Source organism: Cohnella boryungensis, assembly GCF_042651945.1.
GTDB lineage: Bacteria > Bacillota > Bacilli > Paenibacillales > Paenibacillaceae > Cohnella > Cohnella boryungensis.
Window position 1 is genome coordinate 375,741 of the sequence record NZ_JBHSED010000065.1, and the last position, 25,931, is coordinate 401,671.

Consider the following 25,931-nt stretch of genomic DNA (forward strand, 5'->3'; position numbering starts at 1 on the left):
GTTTCTATACTTGGTCTATTATCATGAAGGAGGCCAAGACGACAATGCACGAATACGTGTTGCAAACGAATTTGCTATCCAAGAAGTTTAAGGGCCAAACCGCGCTGGACAAAGTCAATTTGTCCATTCGTAAAGGCTCCATTTACGGCTTCATAGGACAAAATGGAGCTGGAAAATCAACGCTGATCCGTATTGTGACTGGACTTGCTTTTCCAACCGAGGGAACGATTGAACTGTTCGGCGCCAGTGAAGATCAGGCGTTGATCCAAGCTCGCAAGCGAATCGGCTCCATGATCGAAAGCCCTGCCCTGTTCCCCCATATGACCGCCAGCGAAAATCTGGAAGCGAATCGGATTCTTCGCGGCATCCCAGGCAAAGATTCCGTGCCCAGAATGTTGGAGCAGGTCGGCCTTCAGAACGCCGGGAGGAAAAAAGCGAAAAACTTCTCGCTTGGCATGAAGCAGCGGCTAGGCCTTGCGATTGCCCTGCTGGGCGATCCGGAATTCCTGATTTTGGACGAGCCCACCAATGGATTGGATCCAATGGGCGTCGTCGAAATGCGCCAGCTGCTCAAGCGGTTAAACCAAGAGCTTGGCATTACGATACTCATCTCTAGTCATATTCTGAGCGAGCTGCATTTAATGGCAAGCCATTACGGCATTATTCATCGCGGACAGTTGCTGGAACAGCTCACTGCCAAACAATTAGACGAGCAATGCCAACACTATGTATTGATCGAAGTAGACAATCCGGACAAAGCCGCAGCCGTTATTCAGAACGAGCTGGGTACGACCGATTTCGAAGTGATGCAGGACGGCGCTATCAAGCTGTATGGCCGCTTGGAGAGACCGGGCAAAGTCTCGTCTGCCCTATTCTCTGCCGGGCTGGAGATCGAGAAGTTCATGCCTATGGGTGAAGATCTGGAGAGCTATTTCACAAAGCGGATCGGAGGCCACGCGCATGTATAATTTGCTCAGAGTCGAGCTGTTCAAGCTGCGTAAGAACCGGTCGTTTTGGACGCTGCTGTTCATACTTTCCGCTCTTTCCCTGACGTACCCTCTTCTTTATTATTTTGATTATCAAGCTAGCGGTAAACCTCAGATGACCGGAGCGGAATTTCTGGTTGCCTTTATCTCAGGCAATGCGTATGTGATCAAGCTCGGCGTAGCAGTGCTGGCTGGCTTCTTCATCTCCAATGAATACTCCACGGGCGTCATGAAGACAATCGCTTCGTCGGGCAATACCAGGGGACGACTGTTCGCTGCAAAGCTCATCGTATTTGCGTTCGGCTCGATGGCGATCTCTCTCGTCTTTCCGATCGTCAGCACCATTGAAGTTACATTGCTTTCGGGCTTTGGCCATCTGCCGGAGGGAAGCAGCTCGCTGTTCATACCGCGAGCCCTCGGATTCACGCTATTGTACGCGGCGGGCTACGCGGCAATCGGGGCTTTATTTACTATGATCCTTATCGACAGCGGCAAAACCATCGGCTTCTCGATGATTTTCTTCCTCATGATCGATACAATATTGGCAGGCATAGGTTCGAAGCTCGCATTCGTTGAGACCTTATACGACTATTCCATCTTCAAGCTAATAGGCGATATCGGAAGGCCGCAATTGGACGTCGGAGATATGCCAGCGCTCCTGCTCGCACCGTTGTTGACGTTTGCGGTATCCGGACTGCTCGGTATTGTTGTGTATCGTAAAAAGGAAATTAAATAATCAAGCAAAGGGGGCAGGAGCGCCTTGCTTATTCTGATCATCCTATCGGTTGCGGCTGTGGCTTTCCTGCTTGTCCGTCTGATGATGCTAAGAAGCGAGCTAGGTCGGATGACGGAGCAATTGCGCCGCTACAACAACCGGGAAAGCGGAAAAAAGCTCGACGTGGCTCTGTTCGACCAGCGGCTTGAAGCGCTGGCCGGACAGATCAATCGTCAATCCGAGCTTATCGTAGAAGCCGAAGCTCATCAAAAACGCACTGAAAATGAACTTCGGCAAGCTGTTGCGAATATTTCCCATGACATCCGTACACCGTTAACCTCTATCTTCGGTTATATTCAACTGTTGGAGGCGGAGTCTATAACGCCCGAGGAGAAGCATGAATACGTCTCCGTCGTTAAAAAAAGAACGCAGCGACTGCAAGCTTTGCTGAACGATTTCTTTGAATTGTCCGTAATTGAATCTTTGGATTACTCTCTTCAAACCGAGAAGCTGGAGATAACCGCCCTGCTCTCCGATATTTTGTTTGGATTTTATGATTCGTTTAACGAGCGCGACATCGTGCCGGATATCCGATTGCCGCAGGATAAGGTGTTCGTATACGCGGATGAATCAGCTGTGCGGAGAGTCGTGGAGAACTTGCTTGTCAATGCGATCAAGCATGCAAGCAAACAAGTGGAATTTCGTCTTGAACGGCAGCAGGATACGGCCAGCCTGACGATGATTAACGATGCGCAAGAACTAGCTGGAACGGACGTTACCCTGTTGTTCGACCGTTTCTACACCGCAGACCGCACCCGATCCGCTCAAGGATCGGGGCTTGGTCTTTCCATCTCCAAAAGCCTGATGCACAAAATGGGGGGTACGATGACAGCCGAACTGCACGGGGAGAAGCTCACGATGACTTGCCGTTGGAAGCTGTCGGGCGTGGCGCCGGATTAGCGGCTTGACGAAGCTGAGACGGATTTACGATTCCGCAGCAGCCACTCCGCGAAGATCAAGTTCGGTACCCAGCAAAGCCAGGCATTGATCCGGTAGCATGCTTCAAAATTATCCGGTCCGAAAATCTCGGTGGACGCCGGAACGTAAACTCTTAAGGTCACCGCGGCGAAGGTCAAGGCATAGTTGCGAATCATCCATTCCCGATGCGCGTGCACGTCTCTCTGGACGACAATCGTCCGAACCCCTTGAATCAAGGTGTACAGCCATGCCAACGAAAGCAGAAAAAAACCCGCCCAGGACACCCATCCGCCCGTAGCATAGAACGACAGATACCCTCCGGCGATCCCGGACAAGCCGACGCACACGGTATAAAGGAGCCCGCCCCCTTGATGAAGCGCAGGCGATTTTTTGCGCAGCTTGCCGACGAATTGCGTCCACCCGATACAGATCGCCACGACGGCCGTCCCGATGTGCAGATAGAGCACTTCGTACCAAATGTCCTCCAGCTTCATTCGACTTATCTTGTCTTGCACAAAATCGCTGCTGTCCGCTCCTAGCGCATAGTACTGGAATGCCAGAAAAATTCCGATGCCCAATGCCAGAAACGCGATCACCGTTATGCTTTTGCGGCTGCCGTTTGCCTTTTGCAAGGCGATTCCCCCTCGGAGGCTCGAATGCATGAATATCCATGCTCGATTTCAGCTTACCGCAGATCACAAGTAAGGAAATCCGACCGAGGCTCGGCAGGCGGCACAGACCGAGGTCGGTACTCGTACCCCGACCGCCGTCTGGCGACCGCCCGCTTGGATGCCCACTACAACCTATTCCTCTTGCGAAAGTATTAATTAGCCTGAACTGTCGAAAGCGTGACAAGAACCGGGTTGGCGAAATCGGAGGCTTCTTTGCCCTTCGGATTGTGCAGACGGAACAGAAAACGGTCTCCCGACTCCGCTTTCCAGACGATGTAGTCGCTGATTCCGTCCCCGCTTTCCGCTTGAAGATAGAGCTCTGCAGAACCGAGCGGATGCTCGACAAGCTCCCCGCTGTAATCGGAAACCTTGCCGGCTTTCGCGAGCTCTTCCTCTCCTGCAGCTCTCAGCTTCGACAGGTCTTCATCCGTTGGCAGAAGCTTGATCTCTACATCGTAATCGCTGTTCTTTTCCAGCGACAGTCGTCCTTGGTCGGCATCAAAAACAAACCCATCAAAGAGATACAAGGAAAATCCGTCCCCTTGATGCAGCGTTGCGGCTTGCGGTCCTGTGATCAGATCGAAGCTTTCGGTCTGCGGGCGTGCTGTACCGGGCGGCTTCTCCGAAGGAGCCGGGGTATTGGCGCTAGGTGCCGGAGAAGAGGCGCTCGCGTTCTGCGAGGGTGAGGCGGTGCTTCTTGGCGAACCGGCCGGTTCGTTAACGCTGGAGCAAGCAACAAGCGCGAAAGCCATAGCCAGCACCGGCAGTTTTTTCAGGGTTGAGCCTAAGTTCATCATACTGTCTCTCCTTAATTAGCGTATTGAATATTTCAAATGAACAATGCTGCTGCTGGCTTTGTACCCTTTCCATTCGGTATAGGCCAGCGCGTTGCCGGAAGGGCTCCAGACGGTTGTTGCATGGTTTAGATCAACGGCGATCTGTGTGGAATCGCCAGATAACATATCATAGACATACAAACCATTGGCCGATGCGCCTGCCGTGTCAGCACTCAGTCTGTACGCGATCATCCGCTGATCTGGAGACCAGGACACCCCGCCAAGCTCCGTGCCTTCAACAATGGTTTTTGCGGTCCCTTTAATCGTATCATAGACGATCATAGTTGCTTTGGAGCCCCGATATTGAAGCGCCAGCAGTAGATTTTCATCCGGCGAGGGGATGAGGTCATATACCTGGTCGAGCTTCAAGCTCGTCTTCTCTTTGGTCGTCAGATCCATCTGCTTTAAGGTTCCATCGTACTGAGTATTGTAATAGACCTTATCCTTGACTTTCCTAGCGATAAATAAGCCTTCCTCTTCCAGGCCGGGGATGAGGCCGATATCTCCCGATGTCTGCGCTTCGTATATGCCGCTGCTGTACGAAGCTCCAACAATCGTTCCATTGGCTGTCCATCGGGCGCTGACGGCTCCGCCGATCGGTTGGCCGATCAGGCCGAAGGATTTCAGCGTATCGAGATTCAGCACATAATAGACGGGATCGCCCAGATCAAATTCATGATAGAGCAAATGCTTCTTGTCCGGCGACAGCACCGCTCCTCCTAACAAGGTGTTCGGCTTCTCCTTCAGCAGCTTGTATTGCTTGGAGGTCAAGCTGTATGCATACAAGCTTTTGGGATAAAGCTCCGACAATTCTGCCAGCTTCATTCTGTCCAAGGCCTCGTTTTCCTTAGATACAATAATCGTTTTCTCGTCCAGCCAATCCGTAATTTCCACATCGCCTACCCGATCAATCGATTCCACGGCGACTTCCGGGCCGCCGGCCTTCGGGGCAGCGCGTTCAACGACTGTGATCGTCGACCCGGATTCCTTGATGACGACCCGACCTCCGTCAGAATTTGAACTGCATGCTGTCACGGATAGCAGCAATGCGGGAACCGCCGCCATCATCAGCAGGGTTTGTTTTCTCAAGGGGGGTCACCTCCTTCCGACTTCCCTCACTATATCAGGAACTTATTCCTAAAATACAAACGGTTATTTCCAAAATGTAAACAAAAGCAACAGAGCTGTTACTTCTGGCCATTTGCAGAAGGCGCATAGGCTGGCAGCGATACTCGGAACAAGGTGATCTCCGCGTCCGAGCTAACAAGCGTAATGGAGCCGCCAAGCACCTTCGCGTATTTCTGGGCAAGGGACAAGCCTAATCCGGCTCCCCCGTTCTGCCGGGCTCTATTCTTATCCACGGTGTAGAAGGCGTCAAATATTTTGTGTCCGACCTCCTCAGGAATGCCGATACCCGTATTGGCAATTTCGATGAATACCTGTCCGCCCTGCACCCGGTTGCTGACCTGAATATGCCCGCGGGGGCGGTTATACTTGATGGCATTGTCCAGCAGATTCACCAGAACAAGAGTCATGCTGTCCTGGTCTGCTTCCACGCAGGCTTCCGTCAGATCTGTTCTCAATTCAATTCCGAATTTGTCTATTTTCCCTTTCAGGCTGTTAAGCACGATCCGAATAAGAAAAGGAACATCCACTCTTTCCTTGACGAACTCAAAATCGTATTTGTCCAGAGCGGAGAGCTGCAGCACCTTTTCCACCATTTCATATAGGCGTTTCGTCTCGCTGTCGATATTCCGTTTTGAGGTTTCCAGCAATTTTTCATCGTCCGGATACATATCCAGCAAATCAATATAGGCTTGAATGGAAGTTAATGGCGTTTTAAATTCGTGAGTGACGCTGCCAATAAACTCCTTTTGCTGTTTGTCCAACAGCGACAGCTTCTGAACCGCCAAAGCCAGCTTTTCCCGTTCCTCGTCCTTATCCCGTATCGTTCTCATGATCTGCTCGCTCATGGCCCCGATGCCTGCGCTCAGCTCGCCAATCTCATCCCTTCGCAATAAGGGGGTTGTCTTGTAGTCTCCCTGCCGGATCTGGTCTACTGTCTTGTTCAGCCTGATGATGCCGAGCGCGAACGAATTAAAATACACGTATGCCAGCGCAAAGCTCAACATAAACACTCCTGCTCCGATGTAGACAAACCATTGCTTGATCTGATCGTAGAAGGCTTGGTTGGCAGATAAAGAGTAATGGAACTGGATGACGCCGACCTGATCGTTGCCCGCTCTTAGCGGAGTCATGTAATACAGCGAGCTTTTCTCCGTCAGATAGGCGTCTTTGTTTTGCTGAGCATAGGCAAGCGCTCTTTGCAAGCCCTTCGGCGCCGCATAAGTGCTGCCTTTGTTCAGGACAGCCCCCTCCTGGTCGTACAAGACCACCGTTTGTCCCGTTATGAGCTCCAATTGCGCGGCGAACTCCCTGCCTTTGGCGGCAAGGAACGTTTCCGGCGATTTATTCGATTCGGCCATAAGCGTTTGGATAAAGTAGATATTCGCCGTCGCTGATTGCTGTGAGAAATATTGCTCAAGCTGCGTCTGCTGATTTTGCTTGATGCCTTGAAGCACCAGCAAGCTGATAATAAATACCGTCAGAAGCAGAAGAACGCCGAGGAAAATGCTGAATTTAACTTTTATGCTGATTCGCACTGTACCCTCCCAACACTTTATAGCCAATCCCGTGAACGGTCTGTATGATGTCGCTATAGGCTTCGCCCAATTTCTTTCGCACGCGCTGCACGTGAATATCTACGGTACGGGTCCCGCCAATATACTCCATTTCCCATACGAGATCGAGAAGCTGCTCTCGGGTGTACACCCTGTCGGGGTTGGATAGCAGCAAGGCCAGCAGATCGTACTCCTTCGGCGTCAAGTCCAGCTTCTGCTCCTTTGCGTGAGCCGTTCTTTTGCCGACATTCAGCACGATGTCGTCAAATACAATCTCCGTAACCTCCTGCACCTCAGCCGCGGCCTGCATTCTTCGCAGCAATGATTTTAAGCGCGCAAGCAGCTCACGCATATCGAAGGGCTTCGTCATATAGTCGTCGGCTCCGAGCTCCAGCCCCAGTATTTTATTGACAATATCCTCTTTCGCCGTCAACATGATTACCCCTATGCGTCCTTTATCTTGCAGCTTTTTTAGAATGTCGTAGCCATCCTTCCCGGGAAGCATGACATCCAGGATAAGGGCATCCGGGCGAAACTCCCCCAATCTTGTTAGGGCAGCGTCTCCATGATCGACAATTTCTACGGTATAGCCTTCTCTGCTCAGAGCATAGGCAATCGCCTCCGCGATTTTTCTCTCATCCTCGACAACCATAACCTTTCCGCTCATTCGTTAGCCCCCATTCTTCCATAGATATCCTGGGCTCATTCGTCCCCTGCTATCCAAGCGGATAATGCGTCTTGCATCTCGCTCGTGATCGATATGGTTTTGCTTTCATTTTCTTTCATGCCTTCGGGGTCGCTTTTGTTCAACCGGATCAAGGTGGCATTTCTATTCTGGTGCGTCCACTTCTCAAAAGGATAACGGATGATTCCCGGCGTGTTATAACCGACGCCCAGCTCCAAGAGCACCGTCTTCTTCTCTTCCGCCGCGCTTAGAAAACGCTGATAAGCCTCATTGGCTTGATGCCAGCCCTCGTTCTGGATGAAGTAGGCGTTGATTCTCAAGTGAGGGTCCATCGTACCGCCGCACACCGGGCACATAGGAACAAGCGAGGCAGGAATTGTACAATTGATCGTCTGCTCCAGCATTTCTTTAACAGCCGTCTCATTATTATACAATCTGTCGTGACAGGCCACCGCGCACTGCAGATAGCCGTAGTTCCCCTGAACCTCGAAGATTCTGTCAGCCGGAAAGCCCGCCTTCTCGAACTGACTGTCTACATTCGTGGTGATGACAAAGTAATTCTTGTGCCGGACTAATTGAAACAGGTCCCGATACAGCCGGGTGACCGTCGCTTCATAACGGTTAAGGCTTATGTGCTTGGCCCAATAGCCCCATCTCTCCTCCTGCGTTCGAAACGGGTAAAAGCCCGAGGAATACATATCGGTTAGCCCGTATCTGCGGATGAACGGAGCAAAGCTCGCGGTAAATCTCTCTCCCCCATACGCTAGACCCGCCGCAGCGGACAAGCCAGCTCCTCCGCCCAACACGATGCACTCCGCCTCTTGCAGCGCCGACATTGCTCGATGGAGCGCCTGTTGTTCATTATTCTTCATATCATTAGCCTCACTTCTGCTTCATCGTTCTCCCGATTCAGGATATCCGCGACAACCTGCTCCACCGTCGTTTGAGCAAGCGTATTCTCCATTTGCAATTGAGCGCTTCTCAACGGCTCGTCGAGCGCCCGCTGAACGTTTCGTCCCACCGGACACTTCAGGCTCGTGCCCTGATGAACCGTGAACAAGCCCCGGGCTTCCGGCAGCTCAACCGCATGATAAGCCTCCAGCAACGTAATCTCCGAAATAGGTCGCATCAGCCTGATCCCAACGACGCCGGGTCTGGATTCAATCAATTTGGCTTTGCCGAGCATGCTCATCAATTTGCGAATGACTGCGGCATTCGTATTAACGCTCGAAGCGATGAATTCCGATGTCACTTTGCCTTCATAGATATGGATGAAGGTCAATATGTGGACCGCTACGGTAAAACGGCTGCTAATTATGGCGGTGACCCCCTTCCGATCCTTCTCATTGCTTCAGCACCGATTCGTAGATACGCCGATCTTCATCGCTGAACGCATTATATATAATCCGGTCGAAGCGTCCGGGATTTTGCTTCAGCCAATTCGTCACTTCTCTTACGGCAAGCTCCGCCGCTTCGGCTTTGGGATAGCCGAATACCCCCGTTGATATCGCGCAAAAGGCAATCGAACGTATAGAGTCAATCTGTGCCGCCAGCGACAGGCAGGAAGTATAGCAATTCGCCAGCAGCATGCGGTGCCGCTCCGTGACCGGGCTTCCGGCCGGAACAATCGGCCCCACTGTATGCAGAACATAAGCGGAGGGCAGATGATAGGCCCTGGTGATTTTGGCATGTCCCGTCGGCTCGGAATGTCCTTGCAGCTTCATGATCCGATTGCAGTCCTCGCGAAGGCGCGGACCCGCAGCCGAATGAATAGCGTTGTCGATGCATGCGTGAAAGGGCTGGAAGCAGCCTAACAGCGCGTTGTTGGCGGCATTCACGATGGCATCGGCCGCAAGCTCGGTGATGTCTCCCTGCCACAGAACAAGCTCCGCAGGAATGCGTCTGTTGCCAAACCGCTTCGACGCGGGGACCAGGTCGGAAGCGTTGGCAATGGCTTTCGATTGTCGTTCGAACTGCAACAGCCGATCCACATGCCCATGCAGCTTCTCGGATACCGCTTCCGGCGGCATCACCGTCAGAGCGGCTTTAAGATAAGCTCTTTTTCGCTCGCGGGAAAGTAATCGAGTCTGTCCCGAAGCGTTCTCCGTATGCTCTTGCAGCAGCTCGACGGCCGCTTCCAGAGACGCCAGGTAGACCTCCTCGGTGAGTTGCGGCTCCACCGAAGCGTATAGCGGTTCGTCCAAATCGATCTCCGATCTGTATACTGACAATCTAAGGGTAGATAAGCGGTCCTGGTCCATAGACTGAGCCCCTTTCCAGCTTGGCTGCAATTTAAATGTAACCAACACTGTTACTAATTGAATCAAGTAAAACCGGCTTCGCCATCCTTTAGTAAGGCGGCAGACGTTTTGTATCGCGCTATCAGATGAGTATAAAGGTGGTCTGCATCTTATACTTTCTGATAGTTCAAAAAAAGAAGTCGTTCGCCTGTAATTGTAGCAGTTACATTATCGCAGGGCAATTGCCGGGTGCTTATCCTCCTCGAGTGCTTGCAAATTGACTCTCGACACGTTCGAGTATATGCTATTTTTCAAGGCGCAGATTGGAACGGATTAAACCTGATCTTATAAAAAACAACATTAAAAAAGTCAGGAGATTGGCATGAGCGAACCCACGATCGTTGAACTGCATACCCCTCCGCTCCCCTATTTACGGGAATCCGGCCGCTCGGACTTTCTGATCGGCGATCGTCATCCGAATCGAAGAAACCTCGGTCTCTTCGATCTGTTGATTGTGGTCGACGGAAGGCTGCACATCGGGGAGAACGGGAGCGCATGGTCGCTTGGCGCAGGCGATGCCCTGTTGCTGCTGCCGGACGGGGAGCACTACTCGGTCAAGCCCTGCGAGCAGGATACGGTATTTTACTGGCTTCATTTTGAGCATTCCGCTTGGCGACAGGGCGTATGGGATGAATTTGCGGGCGGAACCGCCCACAAATCCCCCTTCGCTTATCCTTACTCGATTCGTATCCCCAAGCACGTCTCGCTGCCCAGCCCTCAGCATGCTTTTGATCTGATGCGGCAGCTTCAGGAGCTGCCTGTCGGCGATTCCTTCTGGGAGGAGCAAAGCCTGCTGGCCCGGCTGTTGGCTTTGCTGGAAAGCGGCGGGACGACCGAAAGCCGCTCTCCGGCAACCCGACTGGCCGAGAAAACCGCCGCCTATCTTCAGCAAAATTACCGGGAAGAATTGACGAACGAGAGGCTGGCCGAGGCTCTCCACTTTCACCCCAATTACATTGTGCGCTGTATGAAGCTGAAATACGGCGTTACGCCGGTCCACTACTTGCTTCAGTTTCGAATAGAGCGGGCAAAACGGCTGCTCGTGTCCACCGAGTGGTCGATCGAGCGAATCGCCGAGGAGGTCGGCTTCCGCTACGCGCCTTATTTCTCCGCCTGCTTCAAACGCCTCGCCGGAATGCCTCCGCTTCGCTTTCGCAAGCAGTATTTGAATTAACCACTCGTCCGCACTCCAATCACACGAACGCATTGACGAATAAAAAGCGCAAGCTCCTAGAGACCATGGCCTCGGAGCTTGCGCATTGGCGCAATTCGGCTTATAACGGATTCGTGATGTACCCCCATTTTCCGCCGGAACGAACGGCGGCCATCCCTTCGCTGAACCCTCCGTAGGTGTCCTCGAACTGCGCCGGGATAATCTCGTTGCCTTTCTTATCGAGGAAGCCATGCTTGCCGTTCTTTGTAAATAGAGCCGCACCTTCCTTGAAGTTGCCCAAGGATGAATAGATCGGCGCGATGATCTCCTTGCCCGATCGGTCGATCATTCCGTATTTTTTATTTCTTTTCATGACGGCAATGCCATCCCGAAAATCTCCGATTTCGTCATAGATGGCGGGCGCAACTTCTTTCCCGGAATGGTCGAGAACGCCCATCTTCTTGCTTGCATTAACAACCCTTACGACGCCTTCGCGCGATTGGCCGAGGCTCGGATCGTTGCGGAAAGCTGCCAGGCGGCTATACGCATGCATCGTTATTTTGGCCTTCGGCTTGTCGGTATTGAACAGACCCAGCTTTCCGCTCGTGTCATAGAGGACGAATACGGGATCGCCGTTATACTCCGACAAATCCGTAATCCCTTTGTATTGAATTGGCACGACGATATTGCCCGCCCGGTCGATAATGCCCTTGCGATTATTGCTGACAACCCAGCCGTAGCCGTTCGTAAATCTCCACAAATAATCGTATTGTGCGGCGATCTTGACTTTGCCGGTTCGGATGTCGGCCGCTCCCCACTCCACGTTGTGATATTTGCCGTTTGCATCGACGATTTGGCTTTTGAACGCATCGCCGGCGACTCTCGGAGACACTTTGGAGCTTGCCTGAGCGAAAGTAAACAGGCTTTCGTCGTAATCGCCAATATTATTGTACTTTAGTGGAATCGCAACTTTGCCGCGTTTATCGATCATTCCGACCTTGCCGTTCTTTCCGACAACGGCATAGCCAAGCTTGAAATCGCGCGCGGATTCATATTGAATCGGAATGACCAGCTTTCCTGCGCGATCGATGTAGCCGTGCTTGGCCTTGACGGTCACCCGAGCCAAGCCGTCGTTGAAATCTCCGATATGATCGTATTTGAGAGGTACGATTTCCTTCCCGTCGGCTTGTCTTAAACCATACTTTCCGTCGCGGGAAAGTCTGACAATGCCGTCCTCCAGCAAATCCAGGTGGAAATAGAGAGGCTCTATCGTTTCTTGTCCAGCCTTATCGATCAACCCGATTCGGTTAAGCCCCTTGGCATCAATCTCGCCAACTAACGCATACCCATCCTTGAAATCTTCGATCCAGTCGTAGCGAGGCTGCAGGACGAAACTTCCGGACTTGTCGATGACCCCCCATTGTTTCCCCGCTTGAACAGCCGCCAAGCCTTCATGAAACGGTCTAGCTTCGTCAAAGCGGGCTTCGATGGCCAGCGGATACGCCGAATTCGCAAAGGCCTGCATAGGAATTGCTGCAACAAGGCCTACTCCAAGCATTAATGTCATTAACTTTCTCATCTCGCAGGTCTCCTTCACTTCTAAGGTGCAACCTTTATTGTAAGGAAGGACGGAAGAGTTTTCCATGCATAATTTGGAGATGAGTCACGGAGAGCCCACTCGCGTTTATAAATCTTCTTACGCATTAAAAACGGGATCAAGATGATCCCGCTTCTGCACATTTCAAGATAAACTGGCCGAACAAACTGTTCGCCCAGGCGAACCATTCTCGGGTGAATTGGCCCGGATCGTCCGGATTAAAGCTTTCATGCATGAAATGCGTTCCGGCTGTAGTCGCCGAGATTTGTCGGATCAGCTCATCCTGCTCCTTCCGATCAGTGGAGGTCAGTCCTTGAATAATAAGCCCAATGTGCCATATATATCCGGCGGGGGTGTGAGGACTTCCGATCCCCTTGGCAAATTTGCCTTCGTAATAATAGGGATTGTCCTTACTGAGTACAAACGCCCTTGTTCTTCGATACCTGGCATCATCCGCCGGCAAATAGCCCAAGTACGGGATCGACAGCAGACTCGGCACGTTAGCGTCATCCATCAGATTGTAGTTTCCGAAGCCGTCGGTCTCATAAGCGTAGATCAGACCGTGCCGGGGATGATCATATACGCCGTACGTCTCAATGCCGAAGGTAATTTCCTTGCTGAGCTTCTCCGCTTTGGCAGCCAACGCCGCATCGTTGTAGAAACGGCTCGCAAACAAGCCAATATATTCAAGTATAACAACCGCGAACATATTTGCCGGGATCAGATAGCCGAACTTGCAAGCGTCGTCGCTGGGGCGGAAGCCCGACCACACCATCCCCGTATAATTGGTGTGCGTGCCTCGGCCGTCGAAGGGCAGCGTATCGGAGGGCAGTATAATATCGTCGCGCTCGAACGAGTAAGAGGACTGCATGTCATGCCTCTGTTCGATGATCATCGTGTCGACGATTGCTTTCATCATCAGGTGAATGGCTTCGTTGAAGATGCTCTCGTCCTCGGTAGTACTCCAGTAATCATGAAGAAGTTGAACCGGATAACACAAAGAATCAAGCTCGAATTTTCTTTCCCATATTATCGGCAACATGGTAGTTCTGTCCTGTTGATGGCCATTTCCGTTGGCTTCTTTGTTGAATGCGTTGGCATAGGGATCCAGCACGATCATGCTAGCCTGCCGCCATACGAGCCCTTTGATCATCGCAGCCAATTGGTCATCTTCCGATGCAAGCTTCACATAGGGCCTTACTTGCGCAGACGAATCCCGCAGCCACATCGCTGGAATATCTCCCGTAATCACGAATGTCGTTCCGTCAGGCAGACGTTCGACCGTTGTGTCAAGCGTATTCAGATAGCATTGCTGAAACAGATTCGCAAGCTCGGGGTTAACTCTCTTCAATTGTTTCATTGCCGATTCTGACTTGTTATGAATGGAAGTATACATGTTGTCAGCTCTTTCCTGCTTGAAATTATCCTTTGACGGCTCCTGCGGCAATTCCTTTGACAATATGCTTCTGCATCAGAATGTAGAAAATGACGATCGGAATTGTCGAGACGACAAATCCCGTCATAATGAGATGCCATTGTTGGTTGTAGGTGCCAAAGAAATATTGCTGCGACAGCGGAATCGTCATTGGCTTGTGGTTGCCGTACACCAGGAATGCGACCAGAAATTCTCCCCATGACCAGAGTGCATTCAGAACGGCGACCGTTGCGGTGATCGGCTTCATGAGCGGGAGTACGACGCGGAAAAACAATTGCAGTCTGCTGCAGCCGTCAATCGCTGCGGCTTCTTCGATTTCAGTTGACATGGCATAAGCGTAGCTTCTGTACAGAAATATCGGCACCGGCATTCCAAGCGCGATATATATGAGAATAAGACCGATCGCATTTCCGGTAAGATGTAAGTCTCTGGCGATTACAATCAAAGCGACCATATAAACCTGAAACGGAACAAACAGCGTCGAGAGAAACACAAGCATAATAGCGCCTGAAAACTTGCTCTTCCATCTTGCAAGCGAATAACCTGCCAGCGATGACACCAGTATGGTAAGCGTAGTCGTTACCGCGACGATAAACACGCTGAATAGCAGCGACGGGAAGAAGTCGTTATTCGTCAGTATGGTTGCGTAGTTGCCGAAGTCGATGCTTTTCGGCAAGGAGATCGCCGATACCATAAGCTCCGGCTTTGTTTTGAAGGAGTTTAATATCACGATATAGATCGGCGCAAAGAATAACAGGGCCAGAATCCAGATGATTGCCGTCAGGAGAAGCTTCCGCCATGAACGCTTGGATAAGTTGGCTGCGGTATGCATCTAGAGCTTCGCCTCCCTTGACTTCATAATTCTGACCAGCACCAGCGTAATCGTCGCGATAAGAATAAAGAAGATGGTCGATTGCGCCGTCGCATAGCCTGTCCGGTTCGCATTAAACGCCGTATTGTAGATTTTGAGTACCATCGTCATGGAAGCGCCGGCGGGACCGCCCGACGTCATCGTAAAAGGCAGCTCGAACACTTTGATATGCGCTGCCACCGACAGCATAAGACAAGTTACGATGGAAGGCGCAATCAGCGGCAGCTTAATGCGGAACAGAATGTCTCTGCCCCGGGCTCCGTCGATTTTGGCAGCCTCCATCAAATCGTCGGATATGCCTTGCAGCGCCGCCAAATAAATGATCATATAATAGCCCGCCGCATTCCAGATCGCCGTAATCGCCAGCGCGTAGACAACAATGTCCGGATTTCCGAGAATCGACCGCTGCATCTGCTGCGGCACCTGCAGGAAGCTGAGCAAGTCCGGTATCGCATCCCCGTAGACGAAAGACCACACATAACCGACAACAAGCAGGCTCATAATGTTCGGGATAAAAAATATCGAACGCAGGAAGTTTCTCCCCCGCAGCTTCGTATCCAGGATCAGGGCCAGCATCAGAGACAATAGATTGCCAACAATGACGGCAAAAGCCGTGAACAGAAGCGTTGCGCTGATCGTATCGATGAAGCTCTCGTCCTTCAAAGCTTCGATGTAATTATCCAGGCCGATAAAGTTGTACGTGACTCTCATGCCGTAGGCGTCCGTCAACGAAAGCGTCAAGCTCTGTACGACGGGGATAATGAAAAAGACCGTAAACAGCAGCAAAGCAGGAGACAGGATTAGAAAGTAGAATAAGCCGTTTCGATTTATTTTCATAGGAAACATCCTCTTTCGACATGCATTTTGGCCTACTGTACATTCGACCGAAGGTTAAGACACCTTGATTGAAAGCATGGATATTCCATCAACAGAAGACTGTTACGGAATATCCATGCGGTGTCGTCAAGCGGTCATCATAAGAGGCTATAGATGTTATTTGCCTGCCGTGTTTTCAATGTCCTTCGCTTTGTCCCAGAACGCGTCAAGGTCGGCGGAAAGCTTCTCCCAATCGGTCTGATCCAGCATATATTTCGAGAAATCCTCCCAGAGCTTGTCCGTAAAGACGGAGCGCAGCACCCGGTCACCGTATGGTGTGAACTTTCCGCTGGAAATATACGCATTGATATCTGCTGCGATCGGATCGTAGTCGACGTTGACCCCGTTTACCGTGGAGGAAACTTTGACCTTCTCGGACCAAATAGTTCCCGCTTCTTGAGAGGCCATATAGGCCAGGAACTTTTTGGCGGCTTCGATATTTTTGCTGTCCTTGGAGATGGAAAGCGACGTATCCGGGAACACAAGCAGCTTTGAATCGTCAGGATTTTCAGAAATCGGGAATGCCATCAAGCCGATATCCGCTGTAGGTCCGACTTCCCGAATTCCACTCAACGCCCAAGGGCCATTTCCATAAAAAGCCGCCTTGCCTTGCGCAATCATGGCATTCGCGTCGTCATAAGAAATGTTGTACGCATTGCCGACATCGCTGTAACCGTATACATAATCCTTGTGAAGGTCAAATGCAAGCTTCCAGTTCGGATCGGTTGCAATGCTGATCTTGCCCTCATCGCGCTCCTGAGACCAGTTCGGGTTTTGTCCGAATACCGTTTCGGAGAAAAGCGAGATGAGCGGCATATAAGCGACGGACAAGTCCTTGGCGCCTGTGGCGAACGCCGGAATACCTTTTGCTTTAAGCGCTTCAACAACCGTCTTCATTTCCGAAAGTGTCTTGGGCACTTCCAAGCCGTTGTCCGCCAATACCGTCTTGTTGTAGTAGAAACCAATGTATCCGTTATCAATCGGCATCGCATACACTTTGTTGTCGTAAATGGCATTAGCTGCGGCGACACTGTCGGAATTCAGGTTAGACAGGAAGCTTTCGCCAGACAGATCAAGCAGGGTGTCAGGCTCGACTTCCTTCATCCAAGTAATCAGGTCAGGCATTTCATTGGCTGCGGATCTCGCTCTCAAAGTCGTTTTAAGCTGATCCGCATTCATGGTTTGAATATCAACGGTGATATTCGAATTCTCTTTCTGGAAGTTGTCGATAATCTGTTTAAATGCGTCCTGACTGGATTGCTCCTGCTTGAGGGATAGAATCTGCAGCTCGATTGGTTCGCCTCCCTTCCCTGCGCTTGGCGTTGCTGCGCCAGGGCTTGCACCGCTATTGTCTGCGTTGTTCGAACCGCATGCGGCTAGAACAGAGGCAAGCAGAACAAGCGAGGTGAGCATTGCTCCAATTTTCTTCATGTGAAGTACCTCCCTTTATCTTGTTGTTCAATCTATGTGAAAGCGCAGAATGCTGCTGGCCAATACAGCATGTCGGCGCGACACAACGTTAGCGGCGGGAAGAATATAACGGACCGTAGGTTGAGCAAGCCCTGTAATCGGTGCCGACGTAATCTTCTTCAATCCCGAAGGCGAGCCAGGCGCTCGGACGGAAAATCTGCTCCTCCGGCACATTATGCATGGTTACCGGGATTCTTAGCATCGATGCCAGCGTAATCAGGTCGGCTCCAATATGACCATAGCTGAACGAGCCGTGGTTGGCCCCCCAACTGTTCATGACGGTGTACACATCCTTGAACGCGCCTTTGCCCGTAATGATCGGAGCAAACCAGGCGGTCGGCCAGGCGGGATCGGTTCTGTCGTCCAGCATGCGGTGAACCTGCTCCGGCAAATCCACGGTGTAGCCTTGGGCGATCTGGAGCACCGGCCCGAGCCCCTTGATCAGATTAAGCCTGGAAAGGGTAATCGGCATGCCGCCGCGAGACAAAACATGGCTGGAGAAGCCGCCGCCTCTGAAGTAGCCCTGATGCGCCGGATGCCATGTCGTTGCGTCGAGACAGCGGAGCATTTCCTCCTCTGTAATGTCCCAGAACGGCTTCAAGCTCGGCTTGCCGCCTATCATTTGTTCGCCGCTGCTGTCCAGCGCGACAGAGCCGGAGTTTTTCAGATGGATGACGCCTCCAGCAGCAGGACCTTCCAGCTTGACACCGGTTACACGATTGACAGACTCGGGGCTCCAGAAGGTTCGAATATCGACGAAGGATTGCGCCGTATTCGTAAGCAGCTTTCCGAACAGCATCGTTACGGCGTTCAGACTGTCGTTCTCCGTAGCGACTACGAAGGGCTGACGAATACCGTTCCAATCGAAGGAGGAATTCAGAATCGCCTCGGAAAAATCGCCGTTGGGCAAATAGTCGTTCCAATGCCGTTGACCCTGGAATCCCCCTGCGAGGGCATGATGGCCGAACGCTTCTTCCGTAAAGCCAAGTTCCGCAAGCTTAGGATTACCAACCATCAAATCGCGGATAATCAGTGTCATCTTGACGACGAAGCGCCAGATGTCATCCTTCTTCTCCCGGGACAACTGCATCTGAGGGGTATTGAAGTCAGTGCCTTCCTTGCCATGTTTTTGTAACCAAGCCTGAGCCTTTTTGTACTCCTCGTCGTCGTATATATTCAGATGAATCCGACGGCTGATCTCGCTCATATCTACATATTCGTTGTGCATGCCGAGATAGGATTGAAAAAAATCTTCATTCACAATCGAGCCTGCGATCCCCATGCTGACGGAGCCGATAGAGAGATACGATTTGCCTCGCATTTCCGCAACGGCTATTGCGCTTCTGGCAAATTGCAGCAGCTTGCGACCGACATCGTCCGGAATCGTATCGTCATCCTTGTCCTGCACCTCTTGACCGTAAATGCCGAATGCCGGAAGCCCCTTCTGATTGTGAGCTGCCAGTGCGGCAGCCAGGTAAACGGCGCCGGAGCGCTCCGATCCGTTAAAACCCCATATCGCCTTCGGCCTGAGCGGATCGAGGTCAATCGTTTCACTGCCATACGCCCAGCAAGGCGTAACGGAGATCGTTGCTCCGACATTCGCCCGGGCGAACTTCTCGTCCGCCGCCCTGGCCTCCTGCACGCCCCCGATGCAAGTATCCGCGATGAGACACTGCACCGGCGCGCCGTCCGAATACCGCAAATTATGTTGAATGAGCGATGCAACCGAATGCGCCATGCGCATCGTCTGCTCTTCCAGTTCCTCCCTTACTCCCCCGGTACGACCATCGATAACCGGTCGAATCCCGATTGCGATTCTGCTGAATGATTTTGTGTTCATGGGAGCCACACCCTTCGTAGGTTTAGACAGTGATGTTAAATCTGCAGCTTCAGTTTAGGTTTGTTGAACAGGTGATCGAACAACAGGAAGCATCCGCCTAACGCATAATCGCGTTCCTCCAGCTGGCCGCAGCTGATGACGATATCTTCAAATTGAAACTTGAGATGGTCGCTCGCCGCCTGCTTCACCGATCGAAAAAACTCGGAAGACTCGATGCTCGCCCCACCGCCGATAATGACGGTCGGAATTTCCAGCGTCTTGACCAGATTGGCGATCGCAACGCCCAGATAGAAGCCGGCTTCCTTCAATATTGCCGATGCAAGCTCGTCTCCTCCGGTTGCCCAACGGATCAAATGGGCCAGATTGATATCTTCATCGGACAACTCGGATAGTCCGTTCGACCTTCGTGCGGCTTTATACCGCTCAATCAAAGACAGCTCTCCTGCAAATACGTCCAGGCATCCTCTCTGACCGCAGAAGCAGCGAGGCCCATTGACATCCAGCGTAATATGGCCCGTAAAGCCTGCATTGCCGTTCTTCCCTTCATAGATCGTGTTCTTCAGGAAGATCGCACTGCCAATGCCAGAACGGAGTCCGATATAGATGAAAGCGTTGTTATCGTTCGGATTATAAAACCGCTTCTCTACTAACCCCATCAGATGAACGTCGTTCCGAATATAGACGGGCATCTTCAGCTTTTGCTCCAGGATCGACTTGATGTCAATGTCCTTCCAGCCGTTGATTCGCTCGATGAATTTCGAGTGCCCGCTGTTGGTGTCGATGATGCCGGAAATGCCCATTCCAAGCCCTTCGATCTTCTTCGTGTCGACGTTGGAGCTGTGGATAAAGTCGTATATCCGGTCAGGCAAATCAGCCAAAAGCTCCTCCGCGGTAATGTCTTGCGGATATTTAAGATGGTGAGAATGGAGAATCGTTCCCTTAAGATTGGCAATCGCCAACCGGACCTTGGGAAATTCGAAATCCGCGCCAACGGCATAATAAGCATCGGCGTTCGTCGAAAGCAACGCAGCCGTTCTGCCGCCGGTCGATTCCGCGTATCCATCTTTGGTTACGATCTCCTTCTCCGTAAGCTCCTTAACAGAATTAATGACGGTCGGACGACTGAGATTCGTCTTCTTGACGATATCCTCTATCGTGATCGGCTCATAGTTAGAGATGCACTGCAATACAAGATATCTGTTAGCCAGCTTTAATATTTTCGTATTATTTCCCGCCAAAATGCGCACCTTCTTCTTTATGGGTCTATACTCTATTTTTGTGCCAACTCTTGATGGATTACAAGCTCTATTTGGCAGGTGCTGTCTGAGGTTAGTATAACAACCCCTCAATCTTTTGTAAATATATTTTACTAATCTAATTTTAAAATGTGTTATTGAAAACTATTTGAATTATGTTATACAATTTGGTCAGCACTCATACGACAACAGAGAGGTGATCTTCTATATGACAATTAATGACATCTTAAATGAGCTTGGACAGAAATCCAGGCAACTGATCAAAGGCTGCGCAACACCGGCACATGACGGCACCGTCCTCTTTACGCCGGATGGCATTGCCAGCTATAACGCGCTTTGGGTTAGGGATTTCGGTTACATGGTCGAATATGCGGGAGCTTATTTGGAGGAAGATTCAATCGAGAAAGGGATTCGTTTCATCATGAACGCCCGACGCGAGGACGGATGGATGCCTGACCGCGTATATAGCGACGGCACCCCCGTATTTGCCGCAGGCGAAGCGGGGAGTCCCGTCGGCGAAGCGAACTTGGACAATACGCCGTTTCTCCTTTTCGTCGTTCATAGCTACCTGAACAGAATCGAGAAGGAGAAAGCAATCGAGCTGTACCGCGAATGGAAGCAACCGCTGATCCGCGGACTTGACCTGATTGCATTAAGCGAATCCGGACTCGTCTACAACGACCCTTCCGCACCTCATTCCCCTTACGGCTTTACGGATACGATCGGGAAAACCGGCGAGCTGTTCAAGGAATCGCTGCTCTACTGGCGAAGCTGCATATTCCTAGCGGAATTGGATGTCCGTTTCGGGGATAGAAGTCTGGCCGGGTCTCTGGAGCGAAGAGCGGCAATAATTGAGTCGGCGATTTATCGGCTTTACGACGAAAGCAGCGGCGCTTTTTTCGCCGCATCTCAGGATTGTAGGCAGTTGGACATTTGGGGCAACGCCTATATGCTTTACATCGGCTTCCCTGCCGCCAAGGTCAAGGACAGCATATTGGCATTCCTGAAGGATCAGTACGATAACTATGTGTACAAAGGCCAAATCCGGCATTTGCTTAAAGGCCAACATTGGGAGCGTTTGCTGATTGATGTCCCTCATGAGGAATATCAGAACGGCGCTTACTGGGCAACGGCTACAGGCTGGGTCGTGTGGTGTCTGGCCCAGACGGACTCGGCGCTTGCCGCGCAAACGGTGAAGGACGTACTGGACAGCTTTAAGAATGATGGCGTATTCGAGTGCTTAAACGAGGGCTATAGCAAGCTGGACAGTTTTGTCGTCAGTGCCGTCAACGTGTACGGAGCCGTAGACAGATTGGTCAACACAGAGAAAAACGTCGGCTTTATAGAGCAATTCAGTCGTGCTTAAGGAGGTCGAGTCATGCAACGCAGTCCGCGCATTCTTGTCGTAGGCAGCGCCAACGCTGACGTCATTCTGCACGTGCCCCGGAATCCCTACAATGGGGAGTCCCTTCTGGTTCGCAGTCGCACCGAAGGACTCGGCGGCAAAGGCTCTAACCGCGCCGTCGCCCTGTCCCGCCTTGGCGCCAAGATGGAGTTCAGTTGCAAGCTCGGCAGAGACGTTCAGAGCGACGTGCTGCTATCCGCCTATGGACATGAGAAAATTTCTTCGGATCTGATCTTCTTCGATGAACAGACTGGCACTGGAACCGCCTATGTACTGGTCGACGGGAACGGAAACAACACGATCTTGTCGTATATGGGAGCTAATGACACGTTTAACCGGCGCGATCTGGATAAGCTGGTCACCGAGATGCCTCGATTTGGTTTCTTGTCTCTTGAGCTGGAGATCAGCCTCTCCGCGGTGGAAGAACTGCTTCAAGCATCCAGAAAGCATGGCGTTCATGCAATCGTGGATGCCGGTCCCGCTAGAGAGCTTCCGCTCGATTTGTTCCGCGACGTGCTTGTACTCAGCCCGAACGAGGTCGAAGCGGCGCAACTAACAGGCATTTCAATCACCGGCATGCGGGATGCCCGGCTAGCTTGCATCAAGCTCTATGAATCCGGTTGCCGGAACGTTGTACTGAAGCTGGGCGCTCAAGGCGCATTGTTGTATGACGGCTGCGACTTCGTTCATTTTGAAGCTTGTCGGGCAGGAGAAGCGGTCGATACGACGGCTGCCGGGGATTGTTTCATGGCGGCCCTGACCTTTGCGCTGTCGAGAGGGACCGACATGCATAACAGCATCCGTTACGCCAATGCGGCCGCGGCGATTTCCGTCACACGGCGGGGAGCGATTGACGCGCTGCCGTTCGGTGAAGAGGTAGAGCTTCTGTATAGCAGATCGCTCAAGGAGGTCACTTGATGAACACCCAGTTGGCTTTGTCGATTATGTGTGCCGATCCGTTGAACTTGGGAGAGGCTCTGGATGAAATTCGGATTTCCGGCGCCCACTTCGTGCACGCGGACGTTATGGACGGCAGCTTCGTGAACAATATTACGCTTGGCTTCGATCAGGTCAGACGAATGGCGGAATCCTCCGTCGTTCCCGTCGAGGTTCATCTCATGGTCGAAAATCTGGATATTGCGCTGCCAGAGGTGCTGTCAACGAAGTGCAGCCACGTATCCTTCCACATTGAGGCGACCAATCAGCCGATCAAGTATTTGACTCAAATCCGCAAAGCAGGCAAGCGTGCAGGCATTGCGCTGAACCCGCACGCACCCGTCGAGTTTCTGGCCAACATTGTACCTTATCTGGATTATGTGCTTGTCATGACGGTAGAGCCCGGCTTCGCCGGGCAAAAGTTTCTGGAAAGCGCCGCTCCTAAAATCGGACGCATTCGCGAGCTGATCGGCGAAGGCAAAGACATCGTCGTCGATGGCAATATCGGCTCCGAATCCGCCGCCGTCTGCAAGAGCTATGGCGCGAACATTTTTGTTCTGGGCACGACAGCCGCCTATTCGCACAACCATGTAGACATGGACAAGCTTAACAAGTTCCGCCATACGCTGGAGGCGCAGCGTTGAGGGAACGATATGCACCTTCCTGTTCTATAACAAAACCTTCCATCGGAGTACTTGGCTCCGATGGAAGGTTTTTATGTGCTCTCTGAAGTTAGTCTTGCTTCTCCGTGATCAGGATACGGTTCGGCGAACGGCCTTCAACGGCTGGCTTTCGTTTAGTCCGAGCGTCCGCTCTGTGGAAGCCAGAATTTCCTGGATCAGCTCCGGATTTTTCAATAGCGGTACGCCGTAAGAAGGAATCATTTCCTTGAGCTTCGGCTCCCACGTTTTTATTTGCTGCGGGAAGCATTTATTGAGAACCTCAAGCATGACGGATACGGCTGTAGAAGCCCCCGGAGAAGCGCCGAGCAAGGCGGCGATCGAGCCGTCGGCGGCACTGATTACCTCCGTGCCGAATTGAAGCGTGCCTTTGCCTGCGGAAGTGTCTTTGATAATTTGCACACGCTGTCCGGCTACTAGCAGATCCCAATCCTCGCTTCTGGCATTCGGGACAAATTCCCGCAAAGCGTCCATCCGCTTTTCCTTCGACAGCAGCACTTGCTTGATCAAATACGTGGTCAACGGAACGTTTTTGACGCCTGCCGCCATCATCGTGACGAGATTGTGCATTTTTATGGAGGTGACCAGATCAAACATCGAACCGAATTTCAGAAACTTCGGCGAAAATCCGGCAAACGGTCCGAACAGTAAAGAATCCTTATTATCGATCACCCTGGTGTCCAGATGCGGCACGGACATAGGTGGCGCGCCGACCGGTGCCTTGCCGTATACTTTGGCTTGATGCTGGGCGACAACCTCCGGCTTCTGACACACCATGAATAACCCGCTAACCGGAAATCCGCCGATTCCTTTTCCTTCCGGAATACCGGATTTTTGCAGCAGATGCAGGCTTCCTCCTCCGCCGCCGATAAAGACGAACTTGGCCGTGCGCCGTTCAACGGTGCCGTCGTCGACATTCCGTACCTTCAATTCCCATCCGCCGTCGCTGGTTCTTTTAATATCTTTTACATCATGCCTGAATTTGATGTCCACGTTTTTGCTCTTTAAGTGATCGAACAGCAAACGCGTCAAAGCGCCGAAATTCACATCCGTTCCGGCTTCGCTTCTTGTAGCTGCGATGGGTTCGTTTTTTGCCCGGTCCTTCATCATCAACGGAATCCATTCCGCCAGCTTTGCCGGATCGTCCGTATATTCCATGCCTTGGAACAAAGGATTGACGGACAATGCGTCAAAACGTCTTTTTAAGAAGGATACGTCCTTCTCTCCTTGCACGAAGCTCATATGAGGCACGGGCACGACAAAGTCCCGAGGATTGCGAATCAGCTTGCGTTCTACCAAGTAAGACCAGAACTGCCTGGATACCTGAAACTCTTCATTGACCTTGACCGCCTTGCTGATATCTACAGATCCGTCCGATTTCTCGACGGTGTAGTTAAGCTCGCACAACGAGGAATGTCCCGTTCCCGCATTATTCCATTCGTTGGAGCTTTCCTCTGCGGCGCCGCTGCGTCTCTCGATCACGGTAATGTCCCAATCCGGCGCCAGCTCCTTCAGCAGCGCCCCCAAAGTCGCGCTCATGATGCCTGCACCAATTAAGATAACGTCTGTTCTAGTTTGTCTGTTGCTCATTTTTACCGTCCTTATGCCCTAATATTTGCAGAAAAATGCAGGCGCTCCTGATTATGCGCTACTGCAAGTCAGGGCGGCCTGGGTAAACACCTTTTCTGGATTCATGATTCTCTTATTCTAGTGTATCACTATTGCCGATAGATTAAAATATTTTACTACTTATCTGATCGCCATAATCGTTTTAAAAAGCGCGTCGTCCGTTCTAATCCGCGCGCACTTAACCAATACCAGGTTCGGGACCCAAGTTATTGTAGGTTTGGAGGCTTAAAGGCCTTCCGACCTTTCCTTCACGTATTTGCGCAGCAAGGCAAACTGTCCGGCGAGGAATTGCGGCGTATAGGGCATATCCATTCGGAGCCATGCGATGATCGAGCCGATCACCGCCGAAGAGCCGTACCAGATGGCGATTTCTCTCTTGATGCCGGTCCCTTCCACGAACTTCTCCGCATGCTCCAATTTCACGACAATCAAGCTCTTCAGAAGCTGCAGCAGCCGATCCGTAAACACAGTCGTTCTGTTCGTCGCCAGAATCACCTTATAGAAACGGGACTGCTCCGCGATGTGCTCCAGCAAACTCACCATAAGCGGCCATTCCGCATCCTTGTCCTTGACGTGGCTCGTCTCCGATGCTTTCATAATGGACTTGAACTCCTCGACCATATCGTCCGCCATCTTATCCAGCATGTCCGGAATGTCGCGATAGTGTAAATAAAACGTCACCCGATTAATCGTGGCCCGCTGCGCAAGCCGATTGACGGATATTTTCTCGATATCCATCTCCTCAAGCAGCTCGACCAGGGCGTCCCGAAGCATTTTTCGCGTGCGAACAATGCGAGGATCCGTCCGTGGTGTGGAAGCATTCATGCCAAGCTCTCCTCGTATAGTATCTTTTGAAAGCATCTTTAAGTCAGTTTCCAGTCCCCGAGGGGCTGGAAAGGAACTTTTGAAATTTCCAGCGAATCGCTCCTTG

24 protein-coding genes are annotated in these 25,931 nt (G+C 51.7%); 7 read left to right on the forward strand and 17 right to left on the reverse strand.

Going from position 1 to position 25,931, the window contains the following annotated elements; genetic code table 11:
* The first annotated feature begins 44 nt into the window (after nt 1-44).
* From ACFO1S_RS25380 to ACFO1S_RS25390, 3 genes are read left to right on the forward strand one after another with little or no spacing between them, the layout of a single operon-like run.
* Nucleotides 45-968: an ABC transporter ATP-binding protein gene (locus ACFO1S_RS25380; RefSeq protein WP_204602044.1), complete on the forward strand. Its 924-nt coding sequence runs from the start codon at nt 45-47 to the stop codon at nt 966-968.
* Nucleotides 961-1,722 (forward strand): ABC transporter permease, encoded by a 762-nt coding sequence (locus ACFO1S_RS25385; protein ID WP_204602042.1) that lies wholly within the window; start codon nt 961-963, stop codon nt 1,720-1,722. Before ACFO1S_RS25380 ends, ACFO1S_RS25385 begins: the two co-directional genes overlap by 8 nt.
* A 24-nt stretch (nt 1,723-1,746) precedes the next feature.
* Nucleotides 1,747-2,661, forward strand: a complete 915-nt coding sequence (locus ACFO1S_RS25390; protein WP_204602040.1) for a sensor histidine kinase — start codon at nt 1,747-1,749, stop codon at nt 2,659-2,661.
* Here ACFO1S_RS25390 and ACFO1S_RS25395 read toward each other — a convergent pair.
* From ACFO1S_RS25395 to ACFO1S_RS25430, 8 genes are all read right to left on the reverse strand, one after another.
* A complete protein-coding gene (locus ACFO1S_RS25395; RefSeq protein WP_204602038.1) occupies nt 2,658-3,311 on the reverse strand; it encodes a DUF2306 domain-containing protein in 654 nt (217 codons plus the stop codon). The genes ACFO1S_RS25390 and ACFO1S_RS25395 overlap by 4 nt on opposite strands.
* A gap of 191 nt (nt 3,312-3,502) precedes the next feature.
* Nucleotides 3,503-4,147: a hypothetical protein gene (locus tag ACFO1S_RS25400; RefSeq protein WP_204602036.1), complete on the reverse strand. Its 645-nt coding sequence runs from the start codon at nt 4,145-4,147 to the stop codon at nt 3,503-3,505.
* Nucleotides 4,148-4,162: 15 nt separating this feature from the next.
* Nucleotides 4,163-5,275, reverse strand: a complete 1,113-nt coding sequence (locus ACFO1S_RS25405) for a hypothetical protein (RefSeq protein ID WP_204602034.1) — start codon at nt 5,273-5,275, stop codon at nt 4,163-4,165.
* Between the two features lie 98 nt (nt 5,276-5,373).
* Complete coding sequence (locus ACFO1S_RS25410) at nt 5,374-6,849, reverse strand: sensor histidine kinase (protein WP_204602032.1); 1,476 nt, start codon at nt 6,847-6,849, stop codon at nt 5,374-5,376.
* Complete coding sequence (locus tag ACFO1S_RS25415; protein ID WP_204602030.1) at nt 6,827-7,534, reverse strand: response regulator transcription factor; 708 nt, start codon at nt 7,532-7,534, stop codon at nt 6,827-6,829. Before ACFO1S_RS25415 ends, ACFO1S_RS25410 begins: the two co-directional genes overlap by 23 nt.
* A 35-nt stretch (nt 7,535-7,569) precedes the next feature.
* Entirely contained in the window at nt 7,570-8,424 is an 855-nt protein-coding gene (locus tag ACFO1S_RS25420) for an SIR2 family NAD-dependent protein deacylase (RefSeq protein WP_204602022.1), read from the reverse strand.
* Nucleotides 8,421-8,870, reverse strand: a complete 450-nt coding sequence (locus tag ACFO1S_RS25425) for an Rrf2 family transcriptional regulator (protein WP_204602574.1) — start codon at nt 8,868-8,870, stop codon at nt 8,421-8,423. Before ACFO1S_RS25425 ends, ACFO1S_RS25420 begins: the two co-directional genes overlap by 4 nt.
* 25 nt (nt 8,871-8,895) lie before the next feature.
* Complete coding sequence (locus ACFO1S_RS25430) at nt 8,896-9,813, reverse strand: protein-ADP-ribose hydrolase (RefSeq protein ID WP_204602020.1); 918 nt, start codon at nt 9,811-9,813, stop codon at nt 8,896-8,898.
* Between the two features lie 361 nt (nt 9,814-10,174).
* On the opposite strand from ACFO1S_RS25430, the gene ACFO1S_RS25435 reads away from it, so the two are divergent.
* Nucleotides 10,175-11,026: a helix-turn-helix domain-containing protein gene (locus ACFO1S_RS25435; RefSeq protein ID WP_204602018.1), complete on the forward strand. Its 852-nt coding sequence runs from the start codon at nt 10,175-10,177 to the stop codon at nt 11,024-11,026.
* A 100-nt stretch (nt 11,027-11,126) separates the two neighbouring features.
* On the opposite strand, the gene ACFO1S_RS25440 is transcribed toward ACFO1S_RS25435, so the two are convergent.
* The 7 genes from ACFO1S_RS25440 to ACFO1S_RS25470 all read right to left on the reverse strand — a co-directional run bounded on the left by ACFO1S_RS25440 (nt 11,127) and on the right by ACFO1S_RS25470 (nt 20,332).
* The gene (locus ACFO1S_RS25440) at nt 11,127-12,584 is read right to left on the reverse strand and encodes a WG repeat-containing protein (protein ID WP_204602016.1); all 1,458 of its coding nucleotides are present in this window, start codon (nt 12,582-12,584) and stop codon (nt 11,127-11,129) included.
* 136 nt (nt 12,585-12,720) lie between these two features.
* Entirely contained in the window at nt 12,721-13,998 is a 1,278-nt protein-coding gene (locus ACFO1S_RS25445; protein ID WP_204602014.1) for a glycoside hydrolase family 125 protein, read from the reverse strand.
* 25 nt (nt 13,999-14,023) lie between these two features.
* Entirely contained in the window at nt 14,024-14,869 is an 846-nt protein-coding gene (locus ACFO1S_RS25450) for a carbohydrate ABC transporter permease (RefSeq protein ID WP_204602012.1), read from the reverse strand.
* Nucleotides 14,870-15,745, reverse strand: coding sequence for a carbohydrate ABC transporter permease (locus tag ACFO1S_RS25455; RefSeq protein ID WP_204602010.1), 876 nt, complete (start codon nt 15,743-15,745; stop codon nt 14,870-14,872).
* 156 nt (nt 15,746-15,901) lie between these two features.
* A complete protein-coding gene (locus ACFO1S_RS25460; RefSeq protein ID WP_204602008.1) occupies nt 15,902-17,215 on the reverse strand; it encodes an ABC transporter substrate-binding protein in 1,314 nt (437 codons plus the stop codon).
* An 88-nt stretch (nt 17,216-17,303) separates the two neighbouring features.
* The gene (locus tag ACFO1S_RS25465; protein ID WP_378127796.1) at nt 17,304-19,094 is read right to left on the reverse strand and encodes an L-fucose isomerase; all 1,791 of its coding nucleotides are present in this window, start codon (nt 19,092-19,094) and stop codon (nt 17,304-17,306) included.
* 35 nt (nt 19,095-19,129) lie between these two features.
* Nucleotides 19,130-20,332, reverse strand: coding sequence for an ROK family transcriptional regulator (locus ACFO1S_RS25470; protein WP_204602004.1), 1,203 nt, complete (start codon nt 20,330-20,332; stop codon nt 19,130-19,132).
* Nucleotides 20,333-20,558: 226 nt separating this feature from the next.
* Between ACFO1S_RS25470 and ACFO1S_RS25475 the strand changes: the two genes are divergently transcribed.
* Genes ACFO1S_RS25475 through ACFO1S_RS25485 form a run of 3 tightly spaced genes read left to right on the forward strand, consistent with a single transcriptional unit; the run spans nt 20,559 to nt 23,335 of the window.
* Complete coding sequence (locus tag ACFO1S_RS25475; RefSeq protein WP_204602002.1) at nt 20,559-21,716, forward strand: hypothetical protein; 1,158 nt, start codon at nt 20,559-20,561, stop codon at nt 21,714-21,716.
* 12 nt (nt 21,717-21,728) lie between these two features.
* Nucleotides 21,729-22,673, forward strand: coding sequence for a ribokinase (locus ACFO1S_RS25480; protein ID WP_204602000.1), 945 nt, complete (start codon nt 21,729-21,731; stop codon nt 22,671-22,673).
* Nucleotides 22,673-23,335: a ribulose-phosphate 3-epimerase gene (locus ACFO1S_RS25485; protein ID WP_204601998.1), complete on the forward strand. Its 663-nt coding sequence runs from the start codon at nt 22,673-22,675 to the stop codon at nt 23,333-23,335. The genes ACFO1S_RS25480 and ACFO1S_RS25485 overlap by 1 nt, the downstream gene beginning before the upstream one ends.
* Before the next feature lie 108 nt (nt 23,336-23,443).
* Here ACFO1S_RS25485 and ACFO1S_RS25490 read toward each other — a convergent pair whose 3' ends face one another.
* Both ACFO1S_RS25490 and ACFO1S_RS25495 read right to left on the reverse strand, forming a co-directional pair.
* Nucleotides 23,444-24,961 carry a malate:quinone oxidoreductase gene (locus ACFO1S_RS25490; RefSeq protein ID WP_204601996.1) on the reverse strand — a complete coding sequence of 506 codons (1,518 nt, stop codon included), beginning with the start codon at nt 24,959-24,961 and terminating at the stop codon, nt 23,444-23,446.
* A gap of 264 nt (nt 24,962-25,225) precedes the next feature.
* Nucleotides 25,226-25,825: a TetR/AcrR family transcriptional regulator gene (locus ACFO1S_RS25495; RefSeq protein ID WP_204601994.1), complete on the reverse strand. Its 600-nt coding sequence runs from the start codon at nt 25,823-25,825 to the stop codon at nt 25,226-25,228.
* Nucleotides 25,826-25,931 lie beyond the last annotated feature (106 nt).

Coding starts and splice junctions, on each gene's coding strand:
- ACFO1S_RS25380 (WP_204602044.1), top strand. CDS start 45: ATGCACGAATACGTGTTGCAAACGAATTTGCTATCCAAGAAGTTTAAG.
- ACFO1S_RS25385 (WP_204602042.1), top strand. CDS start 961: ATGTATAATTTGCTCAGAGTCGAGCTGTTCAAGCTGCGTAAGAACCGG.
- ACFO1S_RS25400 (WP_204602036.1), bottom strand. CDS start 4,147: ATGATGAACTTAGGCTCAACCCTGAAAAAACTGCCGGTGCTGGCTATG.
- ACFO1S_RS25415 (WP_204602030.1), bottom strand. CDS start 7,534: ATGAGCGGAAAGGTTATGGTTGTCGAGGATGAGAGAAAAATCGCGGAG.
- ACFO1S_RS25420 (WP_204602022.1), bottom strand. CDS start 8,424: ATGAAGAATAATGAACAACAGGCGCTCCATCGAGCAATGTCGGCGCTG.
- ACFO1S_RS25430 (WP_204602020.1), bottom strand. CDS start 9,813: ATGGACCAGGACCGCTTATCTACCCTTAGATTGTCAGTATACAGATCG.
- ACFO1S_RS25435 (WP_204602018.1), top strand. CDS start 10,175: ATGAGCGAACCCACGATCGTTGAACTGCATACCCCTCCGCTCCCCTAT.
- ACFO1S_RS25440 (WP_204602016.1), bottom strand. CDS start 12,584: ATGAGAAAGTTAATGACATTAATGCTTGGAGTAGGCCTTGTTGCAGCA.
- ACFO1S_RS25445 (WP_204602014.1), bottom strand. CDS start 13,998: ATGTATACTTCCATTCATAACAAGTCAGAATCGGCAATGAAACAATTG.
- ACFO1S_RS25450 (WP_204602012.1), bottom strand. CDS start 14,869: ATGCATACCGCAGCCAACTTATCCAAGCGTTCATGGCGGAAGCTTCTC.
- ACFO1S_RS25455 (WP_204602010.1), bottom strand. CDS start 15,745: ATGAAAATAAATCGAAACGGCTTATTCTACTTTCTAATCCTGTCTCCT.
- ACFO1S_RS25460 (WP_204602008.1), bottom strand. CDS start 17,215: ATGAAGAAAATTGGAGCAATGCTCACCTCGCTTGTTCTGCTTGCCTCT.
- ACFO1S_RS25465 (WP_378127796.1), bottom strand. CDS start 19,094: ATGAACACAAAATCATTCAGCAGAATCGCAATCGGGATTCGACCGGTT.
- ACFO1S_RS25475 (WP_204602002.1), top strand. CDS start 20,559: ATGACAATTAATGACATCTTAAATGAGCTTGGACAGAAATCCAGGCAA.
- ACFO1S_RS25480 (WP_204602000.1), top strand. CDS start 21,729: ATGCAACGCAGTCCGCGCATTCTTGTCGTAGGCAGCGCCAACGCTGAC.
- ACFO1S_RS25485 (WP_204601998.1), top strand. CDS start 22,673: ATGAACACCCAGTTGGCTTTGTCGATTATGTGTGCCGATCCGTTGAAC.
- ACFO1S_RS25490 (WP_204601996.1), bottom strand. CDS start 24,961: ATGAGCAACAGACAAACTAGAACAGACGTTATCTTAATTGGTGCAGGC.
- ACFO1S_RS25495 (WP_204601994.1), bottom strand. CDS start 25,825: ATGAATGCTTCCACACCACGGACGGATCCTCGCATTGTTCGCACGCGA.